The sequence below is a fragment of the Magnetospirillum sp. XM-1 genome (genome assembly GCF_001511835.1).
Lineage (GTDB): Bacteria > Pseudomonadota > Alphaproteobacteria > Rhodospirillales > Magnetospirillaceae > Phaeospirillum.
Window position 1 is genome coordinate 3,476,797 of sequence record NZ_LN997848.1, and the last position, 24,379, is coordinate 3,501,175.

24 protein-coding genes are annotated in these 24,379 nt (G+C 67.1%); 15 read left to right on the forward strand and 9 right to left on the reverse strand.

Going from position 1 to position 24,379, the window contains the following annotated elements:
• Positions 1 to 2: 2 nt before the first annotated feature.
• The 9 genes from fdhD to XM1_RS16115 all read left to right on the forward strand — a co-directional run bounded on the left by fdhD (position 3) and on the right by XM1_RS16115 (position 8,477).
• Positions 3 to 884 carry a formate dehydrogenase accessory sulfurtransferase FdhD gene (fdhD, locus tag XM1_RS16075; RefSeq protein WP_068435218.1) on the forward strand — a complete coding sequence of 294 codons (882 nt, stop codon included), beginning with the start codon at positions 3 to 5 and terminating at the stop codon, positions 882 to 884.
• Positions 877 to 2,034 carry a molybdenum cofactor guanylyltransferase MobA gene (mobA, locus tag XM1_RS16080; RefSeq protein WP_068435222.1) on the forward strand — a complete coding sequence of 386 codons (1,158 nt, stop codon included), beginning with the start codon at positions 877 to 879 and terminating at the stop codon, positions 2,032 to 2,034. Before fdhD ends, mobA begins: the two co-directional genes overlap by 8 nt.
• A gap of 113 nt (positions 2,035 to 2,147) precedes the next feature.
• On the forward strand, positions 2,148 to 2,573 hold the full coding sequence (locus XM1_RS16085; protein ID WP_068435224.1) for a DUF3306 domain-containing protein: 426 nt from the start codon (positions 2,148 to 2,150) through the stop codon (positions 2,571 to 2,573).
• A 244-nt stretch (positions 2,574 to 2,817) separates the two neighbouring features.
• Positions 2,818 to 3,423, forward strand: a complete 606-nt coding sequence (locus XM1_RS16090) for a molecular chaperone (RefSeq protein WP_068435226.1) — start codon at positions 2,818 to 2,820, stop codon at positions 3,421 to 3,423.
• An 11-nt stretch (positions 3,424 to 3,434) separates the two neighbouring features.
• Positions 3,435 to 3,659 (forward strand): twin-arginine translocation signal domain-containing protein, encoded by a 225-nt coding sequence (locus XM1_RS16095; RefSeq protein ID WP_231920547.1) that lies wholly within the window; start codon positions 3,435 to 3,437, stop codon positions 3,657 to 3,659.
• Between the two features lie 21 nt (positions 3,660 to 3,680).
• Positions 3,681 to 6,569 (forward strand): formate dehydrogenase subunit alpha, encoded by a 2,889-nt coding sequence (locus tag XM1_RS16100; protein WP_068435229.1) that lies wholly within the window; start codon positions 3,681 to 3,683, stop codon positions 6,567 to 6,569.
• Between the two features lie 12 nt (positions 6,570 to 6,581).
• Positions 6,582 to 7,217 (forward strand): formate dehydrogenase FDH3 subunit beta, encoded by a 636-nt coding sequence (fdh3B, locus tag XM1_RS16105; protein ID WP_068435231.1) that lies wholly within the window; start codon positions 6,582 to 6,584, stop codon positions 7,215 to 7,217.
• 2 nt (positions 7,218 to 7,219) lie between these two features.
• Complete coding sequence (locus tag XM1_RS16110) at positions 7,220 to 7,483, forward strand: hypothetical protein (RefSeq protein WP_068435233.1); 264 nt, start codon at positions 7,220 to 7,222, stop codon at positions 7,481 to 7,483.
• Positions 7,484 to 7,496: 13 nt separating this feature from the next.
• Positions 7,497 to 8,477 (forward strand): formate dehydrogenase subunit gamma, encoded by a 981-nt coding sequence (locus XM1_RS16115; RefSeq protein ID WP_068435235.1) that lies wholly within the window; start codon positions 7,497 to 7,499, stop codon positions 8,475 to 8,477.
• An 88-nt stretch (positions 8,478 to 8,565) separates the two neighbouring features.
• Here XM1_RS16115 and XM1_RS16120 read toward each other — a convergent pair whose 3' ends face one another.
• Genes XM1_RS16120 through XM1_RS16135 form a run of 4 tightly spaced genes read right to left on the reverse strand, consistent with a single transcriptional unit; the run spans position 8,566 to position 10,643 of the window.
• Positions 8,566 to 9,183, reverse strand: a complete 618-nt coding sequence (locus XM1_RS16120) for a transferase hexapeptide repeat family protein (RefSeq protein WP_068435237.1) — start codon at positions 9,181 to 9,183, stop codon at positions 8,566 to 8,568.
• A complete protein-coding gene (locus XM1_RS16125; protein WP_068435239.1) occupies positions 9,180 to 9,623 on the reverse strand; it encodes a thioesterase family protein in 444 nt (147 codons plus the stop codon). Before XM1_RS16125 ends, XM1_RS16120 begins: the two co-directional genes overlap by 4 nt.
• On the reverse strand, positions 9,620 to 10,402 hold the full coding sequence (locus XM1_RS16130) for a 3-hydroxybutyrate dehydrogenase (RefSeq protein ID WP_068435241.1): 783 nt from the start codon (positions 10,400 to 10,402) through the stop codon (positions 9,620 to 9,622). The genes XM1_RS16125 and XM1_RS16130 overlap by 4 nt, the downstream gene beginning before the upstream one ends.
• A 58-nt stretch (positions 10,403 to 10,460) precedes the next feature.
• Entirely contained in the window at positions 10,461 to 10,643 is a 183-nt protein-coding gene (locus XM1_RS16135; RefSeq protein ID WP_068435243.1) for a DUF1192 domain-containing protein, read from the reverse strand.
• Between the two features lie 75 nt (positions 10,644 to 10,718).
• On the opposite strand from XM1_RS16135, the gene XM1_RS16140 reads away from it, so the two are divergent.
• Together XM1_RS16140 and XM1_RS16145 are read left to right on the forward strand one after the other, a co-directional pair.
• Positions 10,719 to 11,711, forward strand: a complete 993-nt coding sequence (locus tag XM1_RS16140; protein WP_068435245.1) for an NAD(P)H-quinone oxidoreductase — start codon at positions 10,719 to 10,721, stop codon at positions 11,709 to 11,711.
• Positions 11,712 to 11,896: 185 nt separating this feature from the next.
• Complete coding sequence (locus XM1_RS16145; RefSeq protein WP_068435247.1) at positions 11,897 to 12,475, forward strand: DUF1013 domain-containing protein; 579 nt, start codon at positions 11,897 to 11,899, stop codon at positions 12,473 to 12,475.
• Positions 12,476 to 12,533: 58 nt separating this feature from the next.
• Here the strand turns inward: XM1_RS16145 and XM1_RS16150 are convergent, their stop codons facing one another.
• Entirely contained in the window at positions 12,534 to 15,695 is a 3,162-nt protein-coding gene (locus XM1_RS16150; protein WP_068435249.1) for a DUF3971 domain-containing protein, read from the reverse strand.
• 82 nt (positions 15,696 to 15,777) lie between these two features.
• Between XM1_RS16150 and XM1_RS16155 the strand changes: the two genes are divergently transcribed.
• The 4 genes from XM1_RS16155 (at position 15,778) to XM1_RS16170 (ending at position 21,119) form a co-directional block, all read left to right on the forward strand.
• On the forward strand, positions 15,778 to 18,747 hold the full coding sequence (locus XM1_RS16155; protein WP_068437949.1) for a bifunctional [glutamine synthetase] adenylyltransferase/[glutamine synthetase]-adenylyl-L-tyrosine phosphorylase: 2,970 nt from the start codon (positions 15,778 to 15,780) through the stop codon (positions 18,745 to 18,747).
• Positions 18,744 to 19,205 (forward strand): peroxiredoxin, encoded by a 462-nt coding sequence (locus XM1_RS16160; RefSeq protein ID WP_068435251.1) that lies wholly within the window; start codon positions 18,744 to 18,746, stop codon positions 19,203 to 19,205. The genes XM1_RS16155 and XM1_RS16160 overlap by 4 nt, the downstream gene beginning before the upstream one ends.
• A 109-nt stretch (positions 19,206 to 19,314) precedes the next feature.
• Entirely contained in the window at positions 19,315 to 20,115 is an 801-nt protein-coding gene (locus tag XM1_RS16165) for a ferritin-like domain-containing protein (RefSeq protein WP_068435253.1), read from the forward strand.
• A 140-nt stretch (positions 20,116 to 20,255) separates the two neighbouring features.
• Positions 20,256 to 21,119 (forward strand): FkbM family methyltransferase, encoded by an 864-nt coding sequence (locus XM1_RS16170; RefSeq protein WP_068435255.1) that lies wholly within the window; start codon positions 20,256 to 20,258, stop codon positions 21,117 to 21,119.
• A 275-nt stretch (positions 21,120 to 21,394) separates the two neighbouring features.
• Here XM1_RS16170 and XM1_RS16175 read toward each other — a convergent pair whose 3' ends face one another.
• Genes XM1_RS16175 through napG form a run of 4 tightly spaced genes read right to left on the reverse strand, consistent with a single transcriptional unit; the run spans position 21,395 to position 24,328 of the window.
• A complete protein-coding gene (locus XM1_RS16175) occupies positions 21,395 to 22,036 on the reverse strand; it encodes a cytochrome c3 family protein (protein ID WP_068435256.1) in 642 nt (213 codons plus the stop codon).
• 20 nt (positions 22,037 to 22,056) lie between these two features.
• Complete coding sequence (locus tag XM1_RS16180; RefSeq protein ID WP_068435258.1) at positions 22,057 to 22,512, reverse strand: nitrate reductase cytochrome c-type subunit; 456 nt, start codon at positions 22,510 to 22,512, stop codon at positions 22,057 to 22,059.
• A 38-nt stretch (positions 22,513 to 22,550) separates the two neighbouring features.
• On the reverse strand, positions 22,551 to 23,504 hold the full coding sequence (gene napH, locus XM1_RS16185; protein WP_068435259.1) for a quinol dehydrogenase ferredoxin subunit NapH: 954 nt from the start codon (positions 23,502 to 23,504) through the stop codon (positions 22,551 to 22,553).
• A complete protein-coding gene (napG, locus tag XM1_RS16190; RefSeq protein WP_068435261.1) occupies positions 23,501 to 24,328 on the reverse strand; it encodes a ferredoxin-type protein NapG in 828 nt (275 codons plus the stop codon). Before napG ends, napH begins: the two co-directional genes overlap by 4 nt.
• Between the last annotated feature and the right edge of the window lie 51 nt (positions 24,329 to 24,379).

Here is a 24,379-nt window from a genome sequence, read left to right on the forward strand (position 1 = left end):
GAATGAACGACAAAGACATGCTGGTGCGCCCCGACCCCGACGACAGGCGGCTTTACCAGACCGTTTCGGGCATCGACCACACCGGGGCGGAAGTCCCCGCCGACATCATCAACGAGCGGCCGCTGACCATCTTCCTGAATGGCCGCGAGATCGTCACCGCCATGACCATCGGCGACTACCCGGAATACCTGGCGCTGGGCTATCTGCTGAACCAGAACATGCTGCGCGCCGACGACGAGGTCAAAGCCGTCGATTACGACGAGGAGATCGAGACGGTGGTGGTACGCACCACGCGCCAGACCGATTACGAGGAGAAGCTGAAGAAGAAGATCCAGACCTCGGGCTGCGCCATGGGCACCGTGTTCGGCGACGTCATGGAGAAGTTCGAGACGGTCAGCCTGCCCACCGACGAGCGCTTTCGCACCTCGTGGCTCTACGGCCTGCAGAAATCCATCAACACCATGCCCAGCCTCTACCTCAAGACCGGCGCCATTCACGGCTGTGTGCTGTGCGAGGAGGATCGGCCGCTGATCTACATGGAAGACGTCGGCCGCCACAACGCCATGGACAAGATCGCCGGCTACATGTTCCGCCACGGCCTGTCCACCAAGGGCAAAAGCCTCTACACCACCGGTCGGCTGACCAGCGAGATGGTGATCAAGACGGTGCAGATGGGAATTCCCGTGTTGCTGTCGCGCTCGGGCTTCACCGCCTGGGGGGTGGATCTGGCGCGCAAGGCGGGGCTGACCCTGATCGGCCGGGCCAAGGGCAAGCGCTTCATCGCCCTGGCCGGCACCGAACGCATCGTCTTCGACGCCGACCCCGCCCAGGCGGCGGAAGAGCCGGGGCATCTGTCGCGCAAGGGGAGCCGGGACGATGACTGACATGGTGCCGCCCGCCTCCAATTCCGTCGCCGGGCTGATCCTGGCCGGCGGGCTGTCCAGGCGCATGGGCGGCGGCGACAAGCCGCTGATCAGCGTCGGCGGCCAGACTCTCCTGGACAGGGTGATCGAGCGGCTGCGCCCCCAGGTGGGACAGATCGTGCTCAACGCCAACGGCGACCCCGCCCGCTTCGCCGATACCACCCTGCCGGTGGTGCCCGACGTGATCGACGGCTATGGCGGGCCGCTGGTCGGCGTGCTGACCGGGCTGGAATGGCTGAAGGACCACACCTTGGACGTGGAGTGGATGGTAAGCTGCGCCGCCGACACGCCGCTGTTCCCCCCAGATCTGGTGCAACGCCTGCTGGCAGCCGTCACCGAGCAGGGCGCCGACATCGCCGTGGCCAGGACCGGCGACCAGGCCCACCCGGTCTTCGCCCTGTGGCCGCTGCGCCTGGCGGGCGACCTGCGCCGCGCCGTGGTCGACGAGGAGATGCGCAAGATCGATCTGTGGACCGAGCGCTATCGCGTCGCCCATGTGGACTGGCCCACCCGGCCCCATGATCCGTTCTTCAACGTCAACACCCCCGAAGACGTGATGCGGCTGACCATGATCCTCGACGGCACCCTGCCGGCCGAGCCGCCGGTCAGGGCCGAGACCGGCATCGCCGTGCTGGTGGAGCGCCGCGACGGCGCCAGTCAGTGGGTCGCTGAATCCTGGCGGCCGCTCGAGGCCCTGGACGAGCCGCCGGGGGCCGCCCCCTGGACCCTGCTGCGCCGGGACGACGGGCACGAGCACTACTTGGCGACCGGCATCAAGGTGGTGCTGCACCGCTCGGACCTGGCCTCCTACCGCTACAATCTCGCCGGGCTGGAGCCCCGCCTCTACGTGGTGCTGCGTCCCACCGGCGAAGCCGACCAGCCGGTCCGGGTGGTGATGGCCACCATCGCCCCCGACGAGGCCCAGGCCATGAGCGAGAGCGGCGAGGACATGGTGGACGGCGTGCCCTTGCCCCGCCCGCTGTTCGACTGGGCCATGGCGTTCTGCGCCTGCCATCCCCCGGACGAGCCCATGAAGAAGCGCAAGCGCGACCGACTGGATTCCAACCAGGTGTTCGTGGGCAAGGGACGCCAGGACCGGCCCGGTGATTGAGAGACGAACAGACGAGCGAGGCGAAGCCGAAGCGCGGGAGCATTGAGCGACCCGAAACGCAGCGGAGGAGCCAAGGGTTTCAAGGAAACCCGCCCGGCAATTGAGGGACAAACATGATGACCGAGCCCTTCCTGTCGCGCTGGTCGCGGCGCAAGCTCGACGCCAAGGCCGAGCCGGCACCGCCACCGCCCGAGGAGGCCAAGGCCCAGGAACCCGTTCCCGCGCCTCCCCCGCCGCCCGACCTGCCGCCGGTGGACTCCCTGACCAAGGACTCGGACTTCTCCGCCTTCCTCAAGGCCGGCGTGCCGCAGGAATTGAAGCAGGCGGCGCTGCAAAAGCTGTGGCAATCGGACCCGGCCCTGATGGCGCCGGAAGTCATGGACCTGCACATGGGCGATTACGCCTCTCCCGTCGGCGAAGTGGTCAAGACCGCCTGGCGCCTGGGCAAAGGCGTGCTGGACGCCGCCGAACTGGCCGCCGAGGAAGAGGAGAAGGCCAAGGCGGCCCCGCCGCCCGCCCCACCTGAACAGGATTCCTAACAACTCTGCATTTTTTTACAGATAGCCCGTAATTTTCACGCAATATAATACAGCAAAGAAATACCTAAATAAGAAACACCCGTCATTGCTGTGGTGCAGCAATGAAAATCTTCCCTACACCCATAGAATTACAGCCTTCTACTCCCGATCTCCTTGACTGGTCACACCAGTTACCGGATGATCGACTGATCGCCATGGGAGATGGCCAAGGTTTCGGCGCAAGACCGGAACCACGGGAGGAGTGATGAGGGCAGTGACGGCGCACCAAGGCGTTGCCGAGGACGATTTCCTGCGCGCCCGTTTCTACGGATTGCTGGCGGCCCTGCTGGTTGCTCCGCCGCCCGAGGATTTGCTGCGCCGTCTGGCCGCCATGAAGGCTGATTCCACCCCGCTGGGCGCCGCGCTCGGCCATCTGGCCGAAGCCGCCGCCGCCACCGATGCCGATACCGTCGCCGACGAGTTCGCCGCCCTGTTCGTGGGCGTGACCGGCGGCGAGGTGATGCCCTATGCCTCCTGGCACCTGACCGGTTTTCTGCATGAAAAGCCCCTGGCCGAGTTGCGCCAGGACATGATCCGGCTGGGGATCGAACCCGCCCCCGGCGTGTCCGAGCCCGAGGATCACGCCGCCTCGCTGCTCGAGATGATGCAGGGCCTGATCACCGGCCTGTTCGGCGAAGCCCTGGCGCTGCCCGAGCAGAAGATTTTCTTCCAGGCCCATCTGGGCAACTGGATGCCCCGTTTCCTGGACGATCTGGACAAGGCCCCTTCCGCCCGCTTCTACCGGAGCGTGGCCGGAATCGGCCGGGTGTTCCTGGAGATCGAAACCCAGGCCTTCGCCATGGTGGATTGATGGAGAGCGAGATGACGACCAAGAGCCCCGAATCCCAAAGCTCCGAAAGCAAGACCGTCCTCAACCGCCGAGGCCTGTTGAAGGGCGCCGTGCTGTCGGCCGGCGCGGCCGGAGCCGCCGCCGCCGGGATGATCGGAGCGGGCCAGGACGCCCAGGCGGCATCCGAGACCCAGACCGGGGCCGGCTACCGCGAGACCGAACACGTGCGGCGCGCCTACGAAGCGGCCGGCTTCTAAAAGACCTGACGGGAGGAAGACATGCTGATCAAGAAGCGTGACGGCGAGGCCCGCAAATCCGCCCTCTCCGAAACCCTGGCTTCGGTGGCCGGCGGCGCCATGGACCGCCGCGCCTTCCTGCGCCGCTCGGGCCTGGCTGCCGGCGGCGCCGCCCTGGCGGGCGGGGTGGGTGCCGGTACGGTGCGCAAGGCCGAGGCGGCGCCTGCCATGTACGACCCCAAGGCCGAGGTCAAGAAGGCCATTTGCACCCACTGTTCGGTGGGCTGCACCGTCAATGCCGAGGTCTCCAACGGCGTATGGATCGGCCAGGAGCCGGCCTTCGATTCGCCCCTCAACCTGGGCAGCCACTGCGCCAAGGGCGCGGCGGTCAGGGAGCACGCCCACGGCGACCACCGCCTGAAATATCCCATGAAGCTCGAAGGCGGAAAGTACAAGCGCATCTCCTGGGAGCAGGCCATCACCGAGGTGGGCGACCGCCTGCTGAAGATCCGCGAGACGGCGGGTCCCGATTCGGTCTACTGGCTGGGCTCGGCCAAGTTCTCCAACGAACAGGCCTATTTCATGCGCAAGTTCGCGGCGCTGTGGGGCACCAACAACGTCGACCACCAGGCCCGCATCTGCCATTCCACCACCGTCGCCGGCGTCGCCCAGACCTGGGGCTACGGCGCCATGACCAATTCCTACAACGACATCCATAACTCCAAGGCGATGTTCTTCATCGGCTCCAACGCCGCCGAAGCCCATCCCGTCGCCATGCTCCACATCCTCAAGGCCAAGGAGCAGAACAAGGCGCCGCTGATCGTCTGCGACCCCCGCTTCACCCGCACCGCCGCCCATGCCGACGAATACGTGCGCATGCGCCCCGGTACCGACGTGCCGCTGATCTGGGGCATCCTGTGGCACATCTTCGAGAACGGCTGGGAAGACAAGGAATTCATCCGTAAGCGCGTCTGGGGCATGGAGCAGGTCCGGGCCGAGGTCGCCAAGTGGAATCCGGAGGAGACCGAGCGGGTCACCGGCGTGCCCGGCGCCCAATTGCGGCGCGTCGCCCAGTTACTCGCCACCCACCGGCCCGGCACCGTGGTGTGGTGCATGGGCGGCACCCAGCACACGGTGGGCAACGCCAATGTGCGCGCCTATTGCATCTTGCAGCTGGCCCTGGGCAATCTCGGCGTCTCGGGCGGCGGCACCAACATCTTCCGCGGCCACGACAACGTCCAGGGCGCCACCGACATGGGTCTGGACGTCACCACCCTGCCCGCCTATTACGGCCTGGCCGCCCCGGCCTGGAAGCACTGGGCGCGGGTGTGGGGCCTGGATTACGACTACATCAAGGGCCGCTTCAAGACGCCCGAGCTGATGGAAGCCCCCGGCATCCCGGTCTCGCGCTGGTATGACGGCGTCAACGAGGCCAAGGAGAACATCGCCCAGCCCGAGCCCATCAAGGCCATGGTCTATTGGGGCCACGCCCCCAATTCCCAGACCCGCCAGCCCGAGCTGAAGAAGGCCATGGAGAAGCTGGACACCCTGGTGATCATCGATCCCTATCCCACGGTATCCGCCGTTCTGCACGACCGCACCGACGGGGTCTACCTGCTGCCCGCCGCCACCCAGTTCGAGGTGGACGGCTCGCGCACCGCGTCGAACCGTTCGCTCCAGTGGTCCGAGCAGGTGATCAAGCCCATGTTCGAATGCAAGGGCGATCACGAGATCATGTACCTGTTCGCCCAGAAGTTCGGCTTCGCCGCCGAATTCACCAAGAACATCAAGGTGAACGGCACCGTTCCGCTGATCGAGGACATCCTGCGCGAGATCAACCGGGGCGCCTGGACCATCGGCTATACCGGCCAAAGCCCCGAGCGCCTCAAGGCCCACATGGCCAACCAGCAGACCTTCGACAAGACCACGCTCAGGGCCGTGGGCGGCCCGTGCGACGGCGACTATTACGGCCTGCCCTGGCCGTGCTGGGGCAACGCCGCGACGCTGCAGCATCCCGGTACGCCCAACCTCTACGACACTTCCAAGCCGGTGAAGGACGGCGGGCTGAACTTCCGCGCCCTGTTCCCCGAGTACAAGGGCGAGAGCCTGCTGGCCACCGATTCCTGGCCCGAGGGCTCGGAACTGCCGGCGGGGCACCCCGGCTTCACCTATGGGATGCTGAAGAAGCTGGGCTGGGACAAGGACTTAAGCCCCGAGGAGCTGGCCACCATCCAGAAGATCGGCGGCGAGAAGGCCGACGACGTGGCCTGGACGGTGGACATGTCGGGCGGCATCCAGCGCGTCGCCGTGCTGCACGGCGCAGCCCCCTTCGGCAACGGCAAGGCCCGCGCCGTGGTGTGGAACTTCCCCGATCCGGTGCCCTTGCACCGCGAGCCGCTGTATACGCCGCGGCGCGACCTGGTGGAGAAGTATCCCACCCACGCCGACAAGAAGATGATGCGCCTGCCCTTCCTCTACAAATCCATCCAGGACAAGGACGTGTCCAAGGAGTTCCCCATCATCCTCACCTCGGGGCGTCTGGTGGAGTACGAGGGCGGCGGCGACGAGACCCGCTCCAACCCCTGGCTGGCCGAGCTGCAGCCCGACATGTTCGTCGAGGTCAACCCCTTCGACGCCAACAACGCCGGGGTGCGCGCCGGCGACTATGTCTGGGTCCACGGCCCCGAGGGCGGCAAGGTCAAGGTCAAGGCCAAGATCACCGAACGCGTCGGACGTGGCGTGGCCTTCATGCCCTTCCACTTCGGCGGCTGGTTCCAGGGCAAGGACTTGAGAAGCAAATACCCCGAAGGGGCGGCGCCCATCGTGCTGGGCGAAAGCACCAACACCGCCCAGACCTACGGCTACGACTCGGTGACCGGCATGCAGGAGACGAAAGTCACCCTGTGCCGCATCGAGAAGTTCCAGGCGTAAGGAGGAACGACCATGGCCCGCATGAAATTCCTCTGCGACGGCGAACGCTGCATCCACTGCAGCGGCTGCGTCACCGCCTGCAAGAACGAGCACGAGGTGCCCTGGGGCATCAACCGCCGCCGCGTGGTGACCATCAACGACGGCAAGCCGGGGCAGAAATCGCTCTCGGTGGCCTGCATGCACTGCTCGGACGCGCCGTGCATGGCGGTCTGCCCGGTAGATTGCTTCTACCAGACCAATGACGGCATCGTGCTGCACAACAAGGATCTGTGCATCGGCTGCGGCTATTGCTTCTACGCCTGTCCGTTCGGCGCGCCGCAATACCCCTCCACCGGCAATTTCGGCGGACGCGGCAAGATGGACAAGTGCACCTTCTGCGCCGGCGGCCCCGAGGCCGACCATTCCAAGGCGGAGTTGGAGAAGTACGGCCGCAACCGCATCGCCGAGGGCAAGCTGCCGCTTTGCGCCGAGATGTGCGCCACTAAGGCCCTGCTCGCCGGCGACGGCGACATGGTGTCGACCATCTACCGCGAGCGCGTCATGGCCCGCGGCTTCGGTTCCGGCGCGTCGGGCTGGGGCCAGGCCTATGGCGAACAGCGGCGCGAACGGGCCCGCGAGGGTCAGGGCGCTCCGGCCAGGGACAAATAGAAATGCGCCCGCCCGCCGCGGCCACCGCATTGGTCTGCCTTCTCGCCCTTGCCGCTTGCAAGGGCGAGGAGATGGGCCGTCAGGTCAAGCTGGACAAGGGAAGCTATGGGGGGCCGGCCGACAGCGAGATTACGCCGGCCACCAGGACGGCCCTGCAACAGCGGATCGCCAGCCAGAACGACGGCATAGCCAGGCTGACGACCAACGGCCCCATTCCGACCGGCGAGGCGACCCCATCGGGCCGCATCACCGGGCAGAAATTCTAAGGGGAGGCATCGCATGAGCCGAACCATCCTCGCGGTCCTGATGCTGGTTCTGGGTCTGGGCATGGCGCAGCCTTCCCAGGCCGCCAGCTATGACGGCGACGTCACCAGCGCCGCCCAGTCGGACCGCATCACCGAACCCGATTCCTGGCGGGCCATCCGCCAGGGCGAGACCGGCTATATCGGCGGCCAGCCCGCCGCGCGCGGCGTGCTGATCCAGTCGGAAGGCGAGATCTGGCGCAATTTCCGCAACGGCAAGCTGGCGGTCTATGCCGGCTGGGCCCTGATCGGCGTGACGCTGGCCATCGCCGCCTTCTACGTCATCCGCGGCAAGATCATGATGGAGGGCGGCCCCTCGGGGCAGACCATCCTGCGCTTCACCAAGGTCGAGCGCATCGGCCACTGGCTGACCGCCGGCTCGTTCCTGGTGCTGGCGGCCACCGGGCTGAACATCCTGTTCGGCCGCTGGATCATCGAGCCCTGGCTGGGCAAGACCCTGTTCTCCTGGATCACCTGGGCGGGCAAGTGGCTGCACAACATCGCCGGCTTCGTCTTCATCGCCGGGCTGGTGATGATCTTCTTCCTGTGGGCCCGGGACAATCTCTGGGACCGCTACGACTGGGGCTGGATCAAGGGCGGCGGCGGCCTTCTCAAGAAGGGCGTCCATCCGCCGGCGGCCAAGTTCAATTTCGGCCAGAAGACCCAGTTCTGGATGGTGATCCTGGTCGGCGCCCTGGTGTCGTCCACCGGGCTCAACCTGCTGTTCCCCTTCACCATGGGCGACATCCACGCCATGCAGGTGATGCACCTGATCCACGCCGCCCTGGCGGTGGTGATGGTGCTGTTCATCCTGGGCCACATCTATATCGGCACCATCGGCATGGAAGGCGCATCCACCGCCGTCACCACCGGCTACGTGGACCGGGAATGGGCGCGCGCGCACCATGCCGCCTGGGTCGAGGACGTGGAAAAGAAAGAGCCGAAGGCGGCGGAGTAGTATGCGGGCGGGACGCCCGCGCTCCAAATAAGCCGCGTCTCACCCGTCCCTTTCTTGCTGGAGCGCGGGCGTCCCGCCCGCCCCTCTCCTACCCCTTGGGCTTGTGCCGGGTCAGATCATCGGGCCACAGCGCGCTGGGATTGAGCTCGGCGCGGCCCGGCTCGGGCGCGGTGAGCGGCTGGCAGGGCACCATGGATTTCAGCGCGCGGGCGGCCAGTTGCTGGTAGGCCTCGGTGCCGCGGGTCTTGCGCGCCACCTCTTCCGCCGACAGTTCGCGCAGCACCTTGGCGGGCAGACCGGCCACCAGGGTGCGGGGCGGAATCTTGAAGCCGGCGGGGACGAAGGCCATGGCAGCGATGATCGCCTCCTCGCCCACCTCGGCGCCGTCATAGATGGACGACGCCATGCCCACCAGGGCGTTGCGGCGGATGCGGCAGCCATGCACCACGGCGGCGTGGCCGATATGGCCGTAATCCTCCACCACGGTGTGGAAGCCGGGCGTGCCGTGCAGGATGCAATTGTCCTGGATGTTGACGCCCGCGCCGATGATCACGCTGGAGAAGTCGGCGCGCAGACTGGCGCCCGGCCCGATGAAGCAGCCGGGACCGATGCGCACGTCGCCGATCAGCACGGCGGTGGGATGGACGTAAGCAGTGGGGTCGACCACCGGCACCATTCCCTCGAACGCATAGCAAAGGCCGGTCATGGCATCCTCCGGTGGGCTTCGAACACGGCCTGCACCGTGTCGGGAATGGGAACCGGGCGTCCGCTGGCCCGATCGACGAAGACGTGGATCCAGTGCCCCTCGGCGGCGGCCTCGTCGCATCCCTCCTCGAACAGGGCCAGACCGTAGCGGGCGCTGGTGCGGCCCATGTGGTCGATGCGGATGCCCGCCACCACGGGCGTGGGATAGGACAGCGGCTTGAGAAAGCGGCAGGAGGATTCGGCGGCGAAGGTGATCACCGGCGCGGTCATCAGGTCCAGCCCGCACGGCCCCGTCAGGAACTTCACCACGATGTGCTCGAAAAAGCGCTGGTACACCACGTTGTTCAGGTGGCCGAACATGTCGTTGTCGGACCAGCGGGTCTGAATCTCGACGCGATAGGGATAATCGGCCTGCCGCGACGGCTCCTTCTTGTGGCTCATTGCGCCGTCCAGCCGCCGTCCATGGAAAGCGCCGTACCGGTCATGTTGGCGGCGGCGGGCAAACAGAGAAACACCGCCAGTTCGCCCAGCTGTTCCGGGGTGGTGAAGGTCTTGGACGGCTGCTTCTCGGCCAGCAGGTCACGCCCCGCCTGCTCCACCGGCAGCCCTTGCGCCTGGGCGCGGGCATCGATCTGCTTTTGCACCAGGGGGGTGAGCACCCAGCCGGGGCAGATGGCGTTGCAGGTGACGTCGATCTCGGCGGTTTCCAGCCCCACCACCTTGGTCAGGCCGATCACCCCGTGCTTGGAGGCCACATAGGCCGCCTTGTTGACCGAAGCCACCAGGCCGTGGGCCGAGGCGATGTTGATGATGCGGCCCCAGCCCCGCGCCTTCATGCCGGGCATGGCGGCGTGGATGGCCTGGAACACCGAGGTGAGGTTGATGGCGATCACCGCGTCCCAGCGCTCCAGCGGAAACTCTTCCACCGGGGCCACGTGCTGGATGCCGGCGTTGTTGACCAGGATATCGACGCCGCCCAACCGGCTTTCCGTGTCGCGCACCAGATCGCCGGCCCCGTCGGGCTTGGAGAGGTCGGCGCCGTTGTAAAGCACGGTGACGCCGAATTCCTTGGCGAGACCGGCGCGCAGCGCCTCGATCTCGGCCGCGTCGCCGAAGCCGTTGAGCATCACCGAGGCGCCCTGCGCCGCCAGTGCGCGCGCGATGCCGAGGCCGATGCCGCTGGTGGACCCGGTGACCAGGGCCCTTTTCCCGTTCAACATGCCGTTTCCTCCCTCCCTATGGTCTTACCAAGCCGCAAAGCGGTAAACAAGTACCGATTTACCGCTTGAAGAACGCCTCGGCTCCGGCCTTCACCGCCTGCTTGGCGCTGATCGCCCGTTCGGCGCGGGCGATCTCGGCCCGCAGGTCGGCGATGTAGTCGTTCAGCTCCTCGATGGACATGGGATCGAGGTTCTTCAGGCCCTGCGGCTTGTTGCGCGGTTCCAGGTCATCGGCGTCCATGGGGGTTTCCTCTCTTGCCAGGCTTGGACGAACGTACCAGATTGAGCCCCTCACCGACAGTACGAGGCCCGACGGATGCTGCCCGAAACAATGACCTGCATCGAGATATCCACCCCCGGCGGCCCGGAGGTGCTTAAATCCGTCATCCGCGCGCTGCCACAGCCGAAGCCCGGCGAGGTGCTGATCAAGGTGGCGGCGGCGGGCATCAACCGCCCCGACGTGCTGCAGCGCGCCGGGGCCTATCCCGCCCCGCCCGGCGCCTCGGACCTGCCCGGCCTGGAGGTGGCGGGAACCGTCGCCGCCCTGGGCGAAGGGGTCGCCTCCCCCGCCCTGGGCGCTGAGGTCTGCGCCCTGGCGCCCGGCGGCGGCTATGCCGAGTACTGCACGGTGGACGCGCGGCACTGCCTGGCCCTTCCCAAGGGCTACGACATGGTCCGCGCCGCCGCCCTGCCCGAGACCTTCTTCACCGTCTGGCACAACGTGGTCGAGCGCGGGGCCTTGAAGACTGGCGAAAAGTTCCTGGTCCATGGCGGCGCGGGCGGCATCGGCACCACCGCCATCCAGCTGGCCAAGGCGCTGGGCGCCGAAGTCTTCGCCACCGCCAACGGCGAGGCCAAGTGCAAGGCCTGCCGCGATCTGGGCGCCGACCTGGCCATCGACTACTCATCGGCCGATTTCGTCGAGGTGATCAAGGAGCGGACCAAGGGCAAGGGCGTCGACGTCATCCTCGACATGGTGGGCGGCGATTATCTCGCCCGCAACATCAAGAGCCTGGCCGCCGACGGCCGCATGGTCTCCATCGCCTTCCTTAGGGGCTCCAGCGCCGAGCTGAACCTGATGCCGGTGATGCTGAAGCGCCTGACGCTGACCGGTTCGACGCTGCGCCCGCAGTCCAACGAAGCCAAGGCGCGCATGGCCAAGGGCCTGGCCGAGACGGTGTGGCCGCTGCTGGACCGGGGGAGCATCGCGCCCTTGATCCACGCCGTCTTCCCCCTGGCCGAGGCCGCCCGGGCCCACGCCCTGATGGAAAGCAACGCTCATATGGGCAAGATCGTGCTGCAGGTTTGACCAAAGCCACATTCGCACCTATAACTACCTCTGCGCACTCGCCACAGAGGTAATTATTGGGGAGTGTCGCCATCCGCGATTCGACCCCATGCGGTCTCGCGGGTAATTCGTGAAAAGCGTTGCGGGGGTTGGACCCGCCCCGTCCCGGGCGGACGGAGGGGGACAACGCCGCGTCAGGAGGTTTAATGGCTCTGCCGCTCATGCCCAAGGCGACCGCCGTCTGGCTGGTCGAGAACACCGCTCTCTCCTTCGAGCAGATCGCCGATTTCTGCGGCCTGCATCCGCTCGAGGTCCAGGCCATCGCCGATGGCGAAGTGGCCGCCGGCATCGTCGGGCTCGACCCCGTGGCCAACGGCCAGGTGACCCGCGCCGAGATCGAGCGTTGCGAAGGCAATCCCGACGGCCACCTGAAGCTGACCGTCACCGACATTCCCCAGCCGCGCGCCAAGCCCAAGGGCGCCCGCTACACCCCGGTGTCGAAGCGCCAGGACCGTCCCGACGCCATCGCCTGGATCCTGAAGCACCACCCGGAACTGTCGGACGCCGCCATCTCCAAGCTGATCGGCACCACCAAGCCGACCATCCAGTCGGTGCGCGACAAGACCCACTGGAACGCCACCAACATCAAGCCGCGCAATCCCGTCACGCTGGGCATGTGCAGCGAGGCCGATCTGGAGAAGGTGGTGGCGCTGTCCGGGCGCACCCGCTCGCACATCATCGACGACGAGCCGGTCCATCACGACGACGGCCCGGCCGAGGACTGATCCTCCTTTGCATCGAAGACCAAGACGAAACGCCCGCCCTCATCCGGCGGGCGTTTTGCTATTTGGGGTCCTTCGCCGCCGGCTTCCTGGCGTTGGTCTCGGAACCGTCGTCGAAGATGTTGAAGAGGTTCCGCAAGAATCCGGGGGTCAGCGCCGACAGCGGGTTGACCACCACCGACGGATCATCGGTGGGCCCCTTCATGGAGTAGTTGAAGGCGATGATGCCGCCGCCCTTCTCGCCGCCGGTGATCAGCCAGCCCAGCACCGGAATCTTGCCCAGCACCGAGTTCAGGACATAGGCCGGCACCACGGTGCCTTCCATGGCCATGCGGGACTTGTCCATGTCGATCTGGCCCTTGGCGGTGATGCCGAGCGCCGGGCCCCAGGCGCGCACGTCGCGCACTTCCACCAGCCCGTCGGTCATGGTGAACGGAGCCTCCAGCGACGAGAAGCTGACGCCTTCGCCCTGCAGGACATCCAGGATGCCGGCCAGGGCCGCCACCGTCAGCAGGCGGGCCAGCACCGGCGCGTTGCGCACGTGATAGTCCGAGACCTTGATGATGCCGTCATAGGGCTGGTCCTTGCGGGAATCGTCGATTTGGCCCTCGATGGACAGCTCGCCACCCATCAGGTCGCCATAGATGTCGAACACCCGCATCACCGCTCCGGCATCGTCGGAGACGACGGAGAAATTGCGCCGCTGCGGCCCACCGGGCTGGACGTTGGCGGAGAAGCTCTTGGCCCCGCCCAGGCCGCCCTTGACCTGGACGTGCTGCCATTCCCGGGCGTCGCGGGAAAGCGATGCGGTGGCGTTGGCCAGCGCCCCCTTCTCCGACATCCACATGGACTTGGCCGACGCGGTCACGCTCATGGGCGGCGGCCTGTCGGCGTCATCCTTCTTCTTGCCGGCCTTGGCGTCCTCGTCGCGGGCCAGGACCGGTTCGGCGTCGAAGCTGGCGCCCTTGAAGACGATGTCCAGGCCCGCCTTGTCGGGGCGAATGGAAATGGAGCCCTCGCCGTCGGTGCGCAGATACTTCACCCGCGAGAAATCCACCCTGCGCGCCGCGCCGTCCGCCCCGAACGCCACCGCCCCCGCCACGTCCAAGTCACCGGCCTTGACCGCGAAGCGCGGCACCGCCGAGATCAGCTTGCGGTCAAGCTTCACCAGGACCTCGGCGCTGCCCGGCTTGTCCACCGGCTTCTTCCATCCCAGCCCCGGCAGCTCCATGCTGGCGGTGGCCAGGTCGACCTTGGCGTCGATCTCCGCCTTGCCGCCGTCCATGAAGGTGGCCACCACCTCGGCGCCCACCGGACCGCTGGTGAAGGGCGCCACGAAGGGAACGCCGTCCAGGCCCAGCAGCTTGCGCTGATCCTCGGAAACCTCGGGGGCCTTGAGGAAATAGCGCGAGCGGAAGGCCTGGCCCTTGGAGAAGTTCTCGCGCCAGGCCAGATGGCCGGGAATGCCGGCCAGCACCACCGGGCCGGTGGCGTCGAGGCCCTTGGCGTCCACGTCCAGCTCCAAGGTGCCGTCCGACAGGTCGAGCCCCATCATCACCTTGGGGATCACCACCTTCTTGACGGTAGCCGAGGCCTTGATGCCCACGTCGTCCAGGCGCAGCGTCTTCAAGAGCGGGAATTTGAGCCGTACCTTGGCAAGGGCGTCGCCGCTCACCTTGGCGGGCTCGATGCCTAAGGCCTGGGCGTAGCGCAGCGGCGGATTGTCGATCAGCTTCAGCGCGTCGGTGGCCGGCCCGGCGATCACCAGTTCGATGTCGGCGAACTGGTCCTCCTTGTCCAGGCCGGTGAAGACGATGGAGCCTTCCTTCAGCCTGAGCCCGTAGACCTCGCCGCCATTGAGCGCGATGCGGAACGACGAGGCGTCGAAGGTGCACACGCCCACCGTGTTGCGCGCCACCGGCATGGGGTGGAGATAGTCGACGGTCACGCCTTCGGGGCGGATCTCGCCGCCCAGATGGTCGATCACCACGTCGTCGAAATTGCCCGAAGGCGAGCGGGCGGACAGTTGGATGGTCGCCTCGCGCACCACGCCCTTGGACAGGTTGGGAATCACCCAGTCCCGCGCGTTCTGGGCCAGGCCGTTGGGCCACAGGTCGCGGACCTGATCCACCGGCACGTCACGTAAAGCCCCCTCGGCCTTGATCGAGGTCTCGCCCCCCAGGCCGTCCACCACCGCCGCCAGGGCGAAGGTGGGACCATTCAGGTCCAAGCGGACCTCGGAGAGGTCGAGCCGCGTCATGCCCCGGCTGAGTTCGCCCCTGAGCGCCGCCGACGCCACCGGGTGGACCGCGTTGAACGGCACCGGCATGTTCAGACGCCCCGCCCCGCCCGACAGGTCGAAGGCCAGGGTCTCCAGCACGCCGCCGGCGTTGACCCGCGCGTGCACGCTGCCGGCCAGCGGCATGTCGATCACGCCCAGATGCACGGCCGGACCGCCGAAACGGGCCAGCACCGCCGGACGGATGCCTTGCAGGCGAAGATCCAGGTTGGCGGCGCCATCGGCCTTGGCGTAGCCGGCTTCCACCGTCACCTCGCCGGTCTCGCCCGCCAGATCCAGGGGAACCCGTCCCTTGGCCTGGATTCCGGCGGGAACGCGGCGGATGGACAGATCGGCCCCGGGGGCATGCCACGAGGTGCCCAGCGCCCGGTCGTCGATCATCAGCTCGGCGCCCCGGATGCTGAAGGATTGCAGCGAGCGTCCCGGCTTGGCGGGGTCCGGCTCGCCCAGCAGCGCATCCTTGACGCGGGCGATGACCAGACCGGCATCCCCCCCGTCGCCGCCTTCGGGCAGGTCGAACTGGAAACGGCCCGAGGCATCACGGACCAAGGAGAGGCGAGGCCGGTTCAGGCGGATGGAATTGGGGGCGATGACACCCCTGAGCAACGCCCGCCCGCTCAAGGACAGGGCCATGTCGGGCACCGCCACCACGGGCACGTCGTTACCGGCCACATAGGCCCGCGCGTTGCTGACGTGGATTTCCAGCATGCGCTCGTCGTCGCCCCGCTGCAGCAAGGTGGCGTCGAGCCGGACGGCGAGCGAACCATCCCTCGCCGAAAGGGCGTCCTCGATATAAGGTGTCAGGAATTCGAGCGATATGGGGCCGTGGGACAGCCGCCAAGCCGCCAGCGGCACAACGAGCAGCAGCCCCACCAGCACGGCCCCCAGCAGCTGGAACAGACTCCTAACGGTGCCGTGAACCACTCTGCGTCTTCTCCATGCCCGCTTGACCCTTGATCCCGTATTCCGCAGTGTGAAGCAACCACAACATTTGGGGCCGCACAAGGTGAGTTTTCCACTCGATCCACGTTTCTTCCCCGGTGTTGCCGATCCCGCCCGCGTCGAGGTCGGCCTGGCCCGCTGGCGCGAAGCCGCCGATGCCCAGGACGACGCCGAATTGGCGGCCTTCATGCGCGCCCTTCCCGGCCGGGACGGCATCGGCGACCTGCTGCGGGGCGTCTTCGCCAACTCGCCCTTCCTGACCCTGTGCCTGGAAAAGGAACCGGGGTTCCTGCGCCACGCGCTGGAGGTGGGACCGGACCGGGCGCTCGACGGCCTGATCGCCGAACTTGCCGCCGACCTGCGCACCGAAAGCGATTTCCCCCGCCTGATGCGCGAGTTGCGCATCGCCAAGCGGCGCTGCTCGCTGCTGGCCGCCCTGGCCGATCTGGGCGGGGCCTGGCCCTTGGAAAAAGTCACCGGCGCCCTGGCGACCATGGCGGAGGTGGCCTGCCGCCTCGGCCTTTCCTTCCTGCTACGGCGCGAGGCCGATCGCGGCAACCTGACGCTCGCCCATCCCGAGGACCCGGAAAAGGGCTCGGGCATCATCGTGCTGGGCATGGGCAAGCTGGGCGCGCGCGAGCTGAACTATTCCAGCGACATCGACCTGATCGTCTTCTACGACCATGAAAAGCTGGTCTATACCGGCAAGCGTTCCATCCAGGAATGCGTCATCGCCATGACCAAGGAGCTGGTGCGCATCCTCGACGAACGCGACCACGAGGGCTACGTCTTCCGCACCGACCTGCGCCTGCGTCCCGATCCCGGCTCGACGCCCCCCGCCGTCGCCCTGGTCGCCGCCGAGGCCTATTACGAGGGCTTCGGCCAGAACTGGGAACGGGCCGCCATGATCAAGGCCCGTCTGGTGGCCGGCGATGCCGAGACCGGGGCGGCCTTCATCCGCTTCCTGCGCCCCTTCATCTGGCGCAAGTCCCTGGACTTCGCCGCCATCCAGGACATCCATTCCATCAAGCGCCAGATCAACGCCCACAAGGGCGGGCGCTCCATCGCGGTGGCCGGCCACAACGTCAAGCTGGGACGCGGCGGCATCCGCGAGATCGAGTTCTTCGCCCAGACCCAGCAGTTGATCTGGGGCGGCCGCCAGCCGGAGATGCGCGTCTCGGGCACGCTCGAGGCCCTGCACGCCCTGGCCGCCGCCGGCCATGTCACGCCCGAGGTGGTGGCCGACATGGAGGCCGCCTACCGCTATCTGCGCACGCTGGAACACCGCCTGCAGATGGTGGACGACAAGCAGACCCAGACCCTGCCCACCAATCCCCATGTGCTGGCCGAGATCGCCGCCTTCATGGGGGCGGCGGATGTGGAGGCGTTCTCCGCCGATCTGACCGCCCACCTGCAGAAGGTCGAGCACCATTACGCCGGCCTGTTCGAGGACGCGCCGCCCTTGGGCGCGGGCGGCAACCTGGTGTTCACCGGCGGCGAGAACGACCCCGAGACGGTCCATACCATCACGGAAATGGGCTTCACCAACGCCGACGCAGTGTGCTCCACCATCCGCGGCTGGCATCACGGCCGGGTGCGGGCCACCCGCTCGACCCGGGCGCGGGAATTGCTCACCGAGCTGACCCCCGCCCTGCTGTCGGCGCTGGCCACCACCACGGCGCCCGACGACGCCTTCATGCGCTTCGACGAGTTCCTGACCCGCCTGCCGGCCGGGGTGCCCCTGTTCTCGCTGTTCTACGCCAACCCCTCCCTGCTGGAGCTGGTGGCCGAGATCATGGGCGATGCGCCCATGCTGGCCGAGCATCTGGCCCGGCACACCACCACGCTGGATTCGGTGCTGCAGGCCAATTTCTTCGAGCCCCTGCCACCCCAGGACGTGCTGGAGGCCGAATTGGCCAAGGCACTGTCCGACGCCGACGATTTCCAGCTGGTCCTCGACGTGACGCGGCGCTGGGCCAACGACCGCAAGTTCCAGGTGGGCGTGCTGACGCTCCGAAACGTCATCGAGGCGAGCGAGGCGGCCAGCGCGCTCTCCGACGTGGCCGGCGCCATCCTGCGCCAGCTGGGACCCAAGGTGGAGGAGGAGTTCGCCCGCGCCCACGGCCATGTCCCGGGCGGCGCCTGGGTAATCCTGGCCATGGGCAAGGCGGGCGGCCGCGAGATGTCGGCCACCTCGGACCTGGACCTGATCCTGGTCTACGACTGCCCCGAGGATGCCGAGGAATCTGACGGCTCGCGCCCCCTGGCTCCGCCGGTGTGGTTCTCGCGCCTGACCCAGCGCATGGTCAACGCGCTGACCGCCAAGACCGGCGAGGGCACGCTCTACGAAGTGGACATGCGCCTTCGGCCGTCCGGCAATTCCGGCCCCATCGCGTCCAGCCTGGAAGCCTTCCGCCGCTATCAGGAGGAAGCCGCCTGGACCTGGGAGCACATGGCGCTGACCCGCGCCCGGGTGGTCGCCGGCGACCCCGCCCTGGCCGCCCGGGTCGAAGCCATCATCAGGCAGACCCTGACGCGCCCCCGCGACGGGGCCAAGCTGCTGGCCGACGTGGCCGACATGCGCGAACGCATGGCCAAGGAACACAAGGCCGGTTCCATCTGGGAGGTCAAGCATCTGCGCGGCGGTCTGGTGGACATCGAGTTCACCGCCCAGTACCTGCAGCTGGCCCATGGCCCCGCCCACCCCGAGATGCTGGACAGCAACACCGCCGGCGCGCTGGACAAGGCCGCCCAGGCCGGCGTCCTGGACCGGGCCGACTGCGCCACGCTCACCGAGGCCCTGCGGCTGTGGTCGGCGGTGCAGACCGTGCTGCGCCAGACCATCGCCGGTGGCTTCGACGAGCACACCGCGCCCCGGGGGCTCAAGGACGTCCTGGTGCGCGCCGCCGGAATGACCGATTTCAAGAGCCTCACCGACCGCATGGAAGACTGCGCCGCCGACGCCCACGAGGTGTTCAGCCGCCTGATCGAGCAGCCGGCCACCGCATTGAAGCAGAAGGAGAATGCCCAATGACCACCGCCCCCGGCGCCCCCGCCCCCGACTTCGCCATGGAAACGGACGACGGCAAGACCGCCCTGGCCGATTACCGCGGCAAGATCCTGGTGCTGTACTTCTACCCCAAGGATGACACCTCGGGCTGCACCTCGGAGGCCAAGGCTTTCCGCGATGCCATGGCCGAATACCGGGCGGCCGGAATCGAAATCCTGGGCGTATCCAAGGATTCGGTGGCCAGCCACGCCAAGTTCCGCGCCAAGCACGAATTGCCCTTCCGCCTGGGCTCCGACCCCGACGGCGCGGTGTGCGAGGCCTATGGCGTGTGGAAAAAGAAGAGCATGTACGGCCGCGAATACATGGGCATCGAGCGCTCCACCTTCCTGATCGATCAAAATGGCGTGCTGCGCGCCGAATGGCGCAAGGTCAAGGTCACCGGCCATGCCGAGGCGGTGCTGAAGGCGGCCAAGGGGCTTTAATATCGGGCTATCGCCCAAACCCCCTTTTATTTTCAAAAACAAGGGAGGTTTGGAGGCCTCGCCTCCAAGCGGGGTCCGGGGCGGCAGCCCCGCAAGATTGGGACAACACATGATCACCCTCACAGAAGCTGCCTTTGCCGTCCTGACCGCCGCCGATCCGGCGGAGAAGTGCCGCCTCACCCGCCTTTACGCCGCCGATTGGCGGGAAGGCCGGATCACCCGGGTGGGCGACACCCTGCCCCCCGCCCGCCCGGCCCGGCCCGCCCGCCCGCAGCTTCTGGCGCCCAAGGAGATGCCGCGCCGCTCGTACGGGGGCGATCGGGGCCGCATCGGCTTGCTGCACGCTTTGGCCCATATCGAGCTGAACGCCATCGATCTCGGCTGGGACATCGTGGCGCGCTTCGCCCATGAAGGCCTGCCCGACGACTTCGCCTCGGACTGGGTGCAGGTGGCGCTGGACGAGGTCGAGCATTTCGAGATGCTGGAGCGCCTGCTGGGCAGTCTGGGGGCGGCCTATGGCGACCTGCCCGCCCATGACGGGCTGTGGCAGGCGGCCGAGAAGACCGCCGACGACATCCTGGCCCGACTGGTGGTGGTGCCCATGACGCTGGAGGCGCGCGGCTGCGACACCACGCCCGCCACCATGGAGAAGCTGGCCCGCAACGGCGACACCCTGACGCCCCCGGCGCTGGACGTCATCTACAACGACGAGATTCGCCACGTGGCCGCCGGCGTGCGCTGGTTCACCTTCGTGGCGAGGAAACGCGGCCTCGACCCCCGCGCCGAATACCACCGGCTGCTGCCGCTGCGCTATCCCGGCGGATTGAAGGAGCCCTTCAACCACGCCGCCCGCGCCGAGGCCGGCTTTCCCCGCGACTGGTACGAGCCCATGGCCAGGGTGAGTTCATAGCGGCCTTCCGGCCATGGGGGGATCGGGGTACCATACCGTCAACCGGGGGGTGGAATGGGCGGCTAGCTCGGAAAGACCCTGGGGCGTGACCGATCTGCGCATTGGTCATGATCGGAAAGGTCTTACGGCAGGATTGCAGCATGGGCGCCAAGGCACGCTTCAACGAGCTTCTCGGTCTCGACCTTCATCCGAAGATCATCGATATCGGGGCCAATCCCATTTCCTATCCGATCTATTACTGGATGCATCAGGCGGGCGACATCGACATCGTCGGCTTTGAGCCGGCGCCGGTCCCCTTCGCCCAGTTGCAGGAAACCAAGGGCCCGCGCGAAACCTATCTTCCCCTGGCGGTGGGAGACGGCAGGCGGCACACCCTTCACCTGTGCTTCGCGCCGGGCATGTCGTCGATCTTCGAGCCGGACCCCGCGGTGCTGGACCTGTTTCCCCGGGGCTCCCTGTGGGGCTCGGTGCTGGAGACCATGGAGGTGGACACCGTCCGCCTGGACGACGTGCCGGAGACCGAAGGCGTCGACATGATCTCCATCGACATCCAGGGCGCCGAACTGATGGCGTTGGAAAATGCGGCAGAACGCCTGAAGACGACCCTGCTGATCCATTGCGAGGTGGAGTTCGTGCCCATCTACAAGGGCCAGCCCCTGTTCTCGGAAGTGGAGATCTTCCTGCGCTCGCAGGGCTTCATGCTCCACACCTTCCAGGAAATGAACACGCGCTGCATCACGCCGCTGGTGCTGAACGACGACCCCACGGCGGGCTTCAACCAGCATTTCTGGGCCAACGCCGTGTTCATCCGCGACCTGTCCAAGGCCAACCAGCTGTCCGACCAGGAGATCCTGAAACTGGCGATGCTGCTGCACGACCTGTATCAGTCGGTGGACGCCAGCATGCGGCTGCTAAGCGTCTACGACACCCGGCACGGAACGGCCCTGGCGCCCACCTACCTCAACAATCTCAGGCAGCACTACAACTCCGCCCTGCCGGCCTGACGGCCCGCAGCGGAGCCATGGGTCTCTGAAGCCACGGGCATTCAAACCCGTAAATCCGCATTCCACCCCTTTGCGTCATGGCCGGGCTCGACCCGGCCATCCATGTGGAGCCGTTCGGTACGGTGCCAGGTGGAGCCACGTGGATGCCCGGAACAAGTCCGGGCATGACGAGAGTGGGAACGGGGCAGATTTACGGCTTGATGATCTAAAGACAAAAAAAGGGCCTCCCGGGGAGTCTCGGGAGGCCCATGATGTTGGGGATCAAGCGGTGGTCCCTACGGCTTGACCGCCCCGCCCACGCTTTCGTTCAACTCGCGCTCGGCCTTGAAGGCGCCGGCGGGAAGCTGGTGGGCGATACCCTTGTGGCAGTCGATGCAGGTCTTGCCCTGCTGTTCCGCCTCGGAGTGACGATTGCGCGCGCGCGCCTGCTGCCGGGTCAGGTCGAAAGCCCCGAAATTGTGGCAGTTGCGGCACTCGCGGGAATCGGTGGACTTCATGCGGGCCCACTCGTGCTTGGCCAGTTCGATGCGCTTGGCCTCGAACTTCTCACGGGTGTCGATGGAACCCAGGATCTTATGCCAGACTTCGTTGGAGGCCTGGATCTTGCGCTGGATCTTGTAGATCCAGGGACGCGGCACGTGGCAGTCCGGGCAGGTCGCCCGCACGCCGGAACGGTTGGAATCGTGAATGGTGCCGCGATACTCGCGGTAGACGTTCTGCTCCATCTCGTGGCAGCTGAGGCAGAAGGCTTCGGTATTGGTCAGTTCCAGGACGGTGTTGAAACCGCCCCAGAAGACGACGCCGCCGACAAACCCCGCCACCAGCAGCACGCCCAAGGACCAGCGGCCGCTCGGACGGCACAACGCCCCCCACCATTCCGCCAATACGCCTTGCTTGGCCGGATTCTCGTTGCTCATGGCCCGATCCTTCCCCATGCCTAGCGGATGTTGGTATTGGTGGTGGCGGCCTGGAACTTGTTGTCGATCAGCGCCTTGGCATCCACCTGCGGCACATGGCACTGCTTGCAGAAATACCGGTTGCCGTTGACCACGTCCTGACGCACGCCGCTACGGTCGATGTAGTGCAGGTCCGAAATCTTCGGAGCCTTTTCCTGGTCGCTGTACGGCCATTCATGGCAGCGCAGGCACTGATTGACCTTGAGGTCGATCTCGTACTTGTCGGTGGTGTGCGGCACCAGCGGCGGCTGCTGGCGATAGGCGCGCTCGTGCTTCGAGCCTTCCATCACCTTGTAGATGGCGGGCGGCGCGTCGGGCGAATCGGCGGCAGTCGGGCGAAGCGACTTCACCTCGCCGGCCACCACGCCCAGTGCGGTCACCCCCATGCCCAGCGCCAGGGCCAGCGCGAGGGCGATTGCCTTGATCTTAGTCTTCACTGCGGTCACTCCCCTTCCAGAACTCTCGAAAGAAATCATCAAGCAACTTTGACCGGCGGCACTTCGGCCTTCACCCCCGAGCCGGACGACGGAGTGTCGGACGGCCGGTTGTGGAACCTGGTGTCGAACCGGAAAACGGTCTTTGAACACACGTCGATGCAACGGCCGCAATTGGTGCAGTCGTGCGACATGATGACGGGGCCTACTCCCTTGGCGGCGCCGCGCAGCGCGGGCGCGATGACGTGGCGTTCGGGGCAGACGGCGAAACAATCCATGCAATCGTCGCAGGCGGCGCGGTTGACCGCGGAAACCCGCAGCACCGCCGCCCGGCCCAGCAGGCCGTAGAAGGCCCCCACCGGGCAAAGATGGGTGCACCAGCCGCGGCTTGCGACGCCCAGGTCGAACAGGAACACGGCCAGGGTGATCAGGGCGGCCGAACCGAAGGTCAGGATCGCCCCGGTCACCAGCCCGCGATGCAGCATGGTCACCGGGTTGACCAGTTCCCAGGCGATGGTGCCGGTGGCAGCCGAGGCGACCAGCACGCCGCCCAGCACCCACAGGCGGGTGTTGCGGTTGAGCGGCAATCCCTTCTCGATCCCCAAGCGCAACCGCAACCAGTGGGCCAGATCGGTGACGGCGTTGACCGGGCAGACCCAGGAGCAATAGACGCGCCCGCCGACCACCAGATAGGCGGCCAGCACGATGGCCGCGCCGATCAGGGCGGTCCCGGTCATCACATGCCCGGCCACCAGGGCCTGCAGCACCATCAGGGGATCGGTCAGCGGCAGCACGCCCAGCGTCAGGCTCGACGCCAGATTGCCCTTGGCGATCCACACGCCCCACAGCGGGCCGGTCAGGAACACGGCGACCACCAGGGCCTGGGACAGGCGCCGGGCCAGCAGCCACTTGTTGGCGGCCAGCCAGCCCTTGGCGGCCACCGCCGAGGCGCCGGGATCAACGAGGCCGGAATGAGCGGTCTTGGTCGCGCTCATGGCTTGAACTCCTTGAAGCCGCCATCGGGGCGCTTCTCAAGCTTGTAGGTGCCGCCCGGCGTCATCTCGACGCCCTCCATGCCGCGCACCTGCACCTCGGGGCTGGGTTCGACCAGCGAGGCGCCCGCCTTCTTCTTCTCTTCCCAGCCCAGGCGGTAATGCCGGCCCAGCTGGCCGGTGGCCAAGGCGTGCGGCAGGACCTTGATGGCCGCCTCGTCCAGCACGCAGGCCCGCTCGCACTTGCCGCAGCCGGTGCATTTGGCCGAATGCACGGTGGGAATGAAGAAGGCGTGCTTGGCGGTGCGGGTGTTGTGGCTGAGCTCGAGCGTGATGGCCTCGCCGATGCGCGGGCAGACGCGATAGCAGACGTCGCAGCGTAAGCCCAGGAAATTCAGGCAGGTCTCCTGGCCGACCAGGACGGCCACGCCCATCTTGGCGTTCTTGATGTCGGTCAGCCCCTTGTCCAGCGCGCCCGTCGGGCAGGCGGCGACACAGGGGATGTGCTCGCACATCTCGCAAGGGACCTTGCGGGCGTTGAAGAAAGGCGTGCCCAGCGCCGGGCCGTCGCCCACGTCCGACAGCTTCAGGGTGTCGTAGGGGCAATCCTTGACGCACAGCCCGCAGCGGACGCAGGCCGAAAGAAAATCCTTCTCGGCCACCGCGCCGGGCGGCCGGAGCGCCACCGCCTCGGCCTTGCGCCGGGCGGGAATGGCAAGCAAAGCGCCAAGCAGCCCGACCGTACAGGCGCCCTTGACCGTTCCGGCCAGCACGGCTCGCCGGTTGTGGTCCACAGCATCCCCACCTGTCTTGTGGTGCTTGGCCATGATTGGCTTCTCCGATGGTTGGGACCGCCCGCCCCGCCTTGGGCGCTACGG

Bases quoted from the DNA above. Each gene is read 5' to 3' on its own strand.
- fdhD (WP_068435218.1), top strand. From the start codon at position 3: ATGAACGACAAAGACATGCTGGTGCGCCCCGACCCCGACGACAGGCGG.
- mobA (WP_068435222.1), top strand. From the start codon at position 877: ATGACTGACATGGTGCCGCCCGCCTCCAATTCCGTCGCCGGGCTGATC.
- XM1_RS16085 (WP_068435224.1), top strand. From the start codon at position 2,148: ATGATGACCGAGCCCTTCCTGTCGCGCTGGTCGCGGCGCAAGCTCGAC.
- XM1_RS16090 (WP_068435226.1), top strand. From the start codon at position 2,818: ATGAGGGCAGTGACGGCGCACCAAGGCGTTGCCGAGGACGATTTCCTG.
- XM1_RS16095 (WP_231920547.1), top strand. From the start codon at position 3,435: ATGACGACCAAGAGCCCCGAATCCCAAAGCTCCGAAAGCAAGACCGTC.
- XM1_RS16100 (WP_068435229.1), top strand. From the start codon at position 3,681: ATGCTGATCAAGAAGCGTGACGGCGAGGCCCGCAAATCCGCCCTCTCC.
- fdh3B (WP_068435231.1), top strand. From the start codon at position 6,582: ATGGCCCGCATGAAATTCCTCTGCGACGGCGAACGCTGCATCCACTGC.
- XM1_RS16110 (WP_068435233.1), top strand. From the start codon at position 7,220: ATGCGCCCGCCCGCCGCGGCCACCGCATTGGTCTGCCTTCTCGCCCTT.
- XM1_RS16115 (WP_068435235.1), top strand. From the start codon at position 7,497: ATGAGCCGAACCATCCTCGCGGTCCTGATGCTGGTTCTGGGTCTGGGC.
- XM1_RS16120 (WP_068435237.1), bottom strand. From the start codon at position 9,183: ATGACCGGCCTTTGCTATGCGTTCGAGGGAATGGTGCCGGTGGTCGAC.
- XM1_RS16125 (WP_068435239.1), bottom strand. From the start codon at position 9,623: ATGAGCCACAAGAAGGAGCCGTCGCGGCAGGCCGATTATCCCTATCGC.
- XM1_RS16130 (WP_068435241.1), bottom strand. From the start codon at position 10,402: ATGTTGAACGGGAAAAGGGCCCTGGTCACCGGGTCCACCAGCGGCATC.
- XM1_RS16135 (WP_068435243.1), bottom strand. From the start codon at position 10,643: ATGGACGCCGATGACCTGGAACCGCGCAACAAGCCGCAGGGCCTGAAG.
- XM1_RS16140 (WP_068435245.1), top strand. From the start codon at position 10,719: ATGCTGCCCGAAACAATGACCTGCATCGAGATATCCACCCCCGGCGGC.
- XM1_RS16145 (WP_068435247.1), top strand. From the start codon at position 11,897: ATGGCTCTGCCGCTCATGCCCAAGGCGACCGCCGTCTGGCTGGTCGAG.
- XM1_RS16160 (WP_068435251.1), top strand. From the start codon at position 18,744: ATGACCACCGCCCCCGGCGCCCCCGCCCCCGACTTCGCCATGGAAACG.
- XM1_RS16165 (WP_068435253.1), top strand. From the start codon at position 19,315: ATGATCACCCTCACAGAAGCTGCCTTTGCCGTCCTGACCGCCGCCGAT.
- XM1_RS16170 (WP_068435255.1), top strand. From the start codon at position 20,256: ATGGGCGCCAAGGCACGCTTCAACGAGCTTCTCGGTCTCGACCTTCAT.
- XM1_RS16175 (WP_068435256.1), bottom strand. From the start codon at position 22,036: ATGAGCAACGAGAATCCGGCCAAGCAAGGCGTATTGGCGGAATGGTGG.
- napH (WP_068435259.1), bottom strand. From the start codon at position 23,504: ATGAGCGCGACCAAGACCGCTCATTCCGGCCTCGTTGATCCCGGCGCC.
- napG (WP_068435261.1), bottom strand. From the start codon at position 24,328: ATGGCCAAGCACCACAAGACAGGTGGGGATGCTGTGGACCACAACCGG.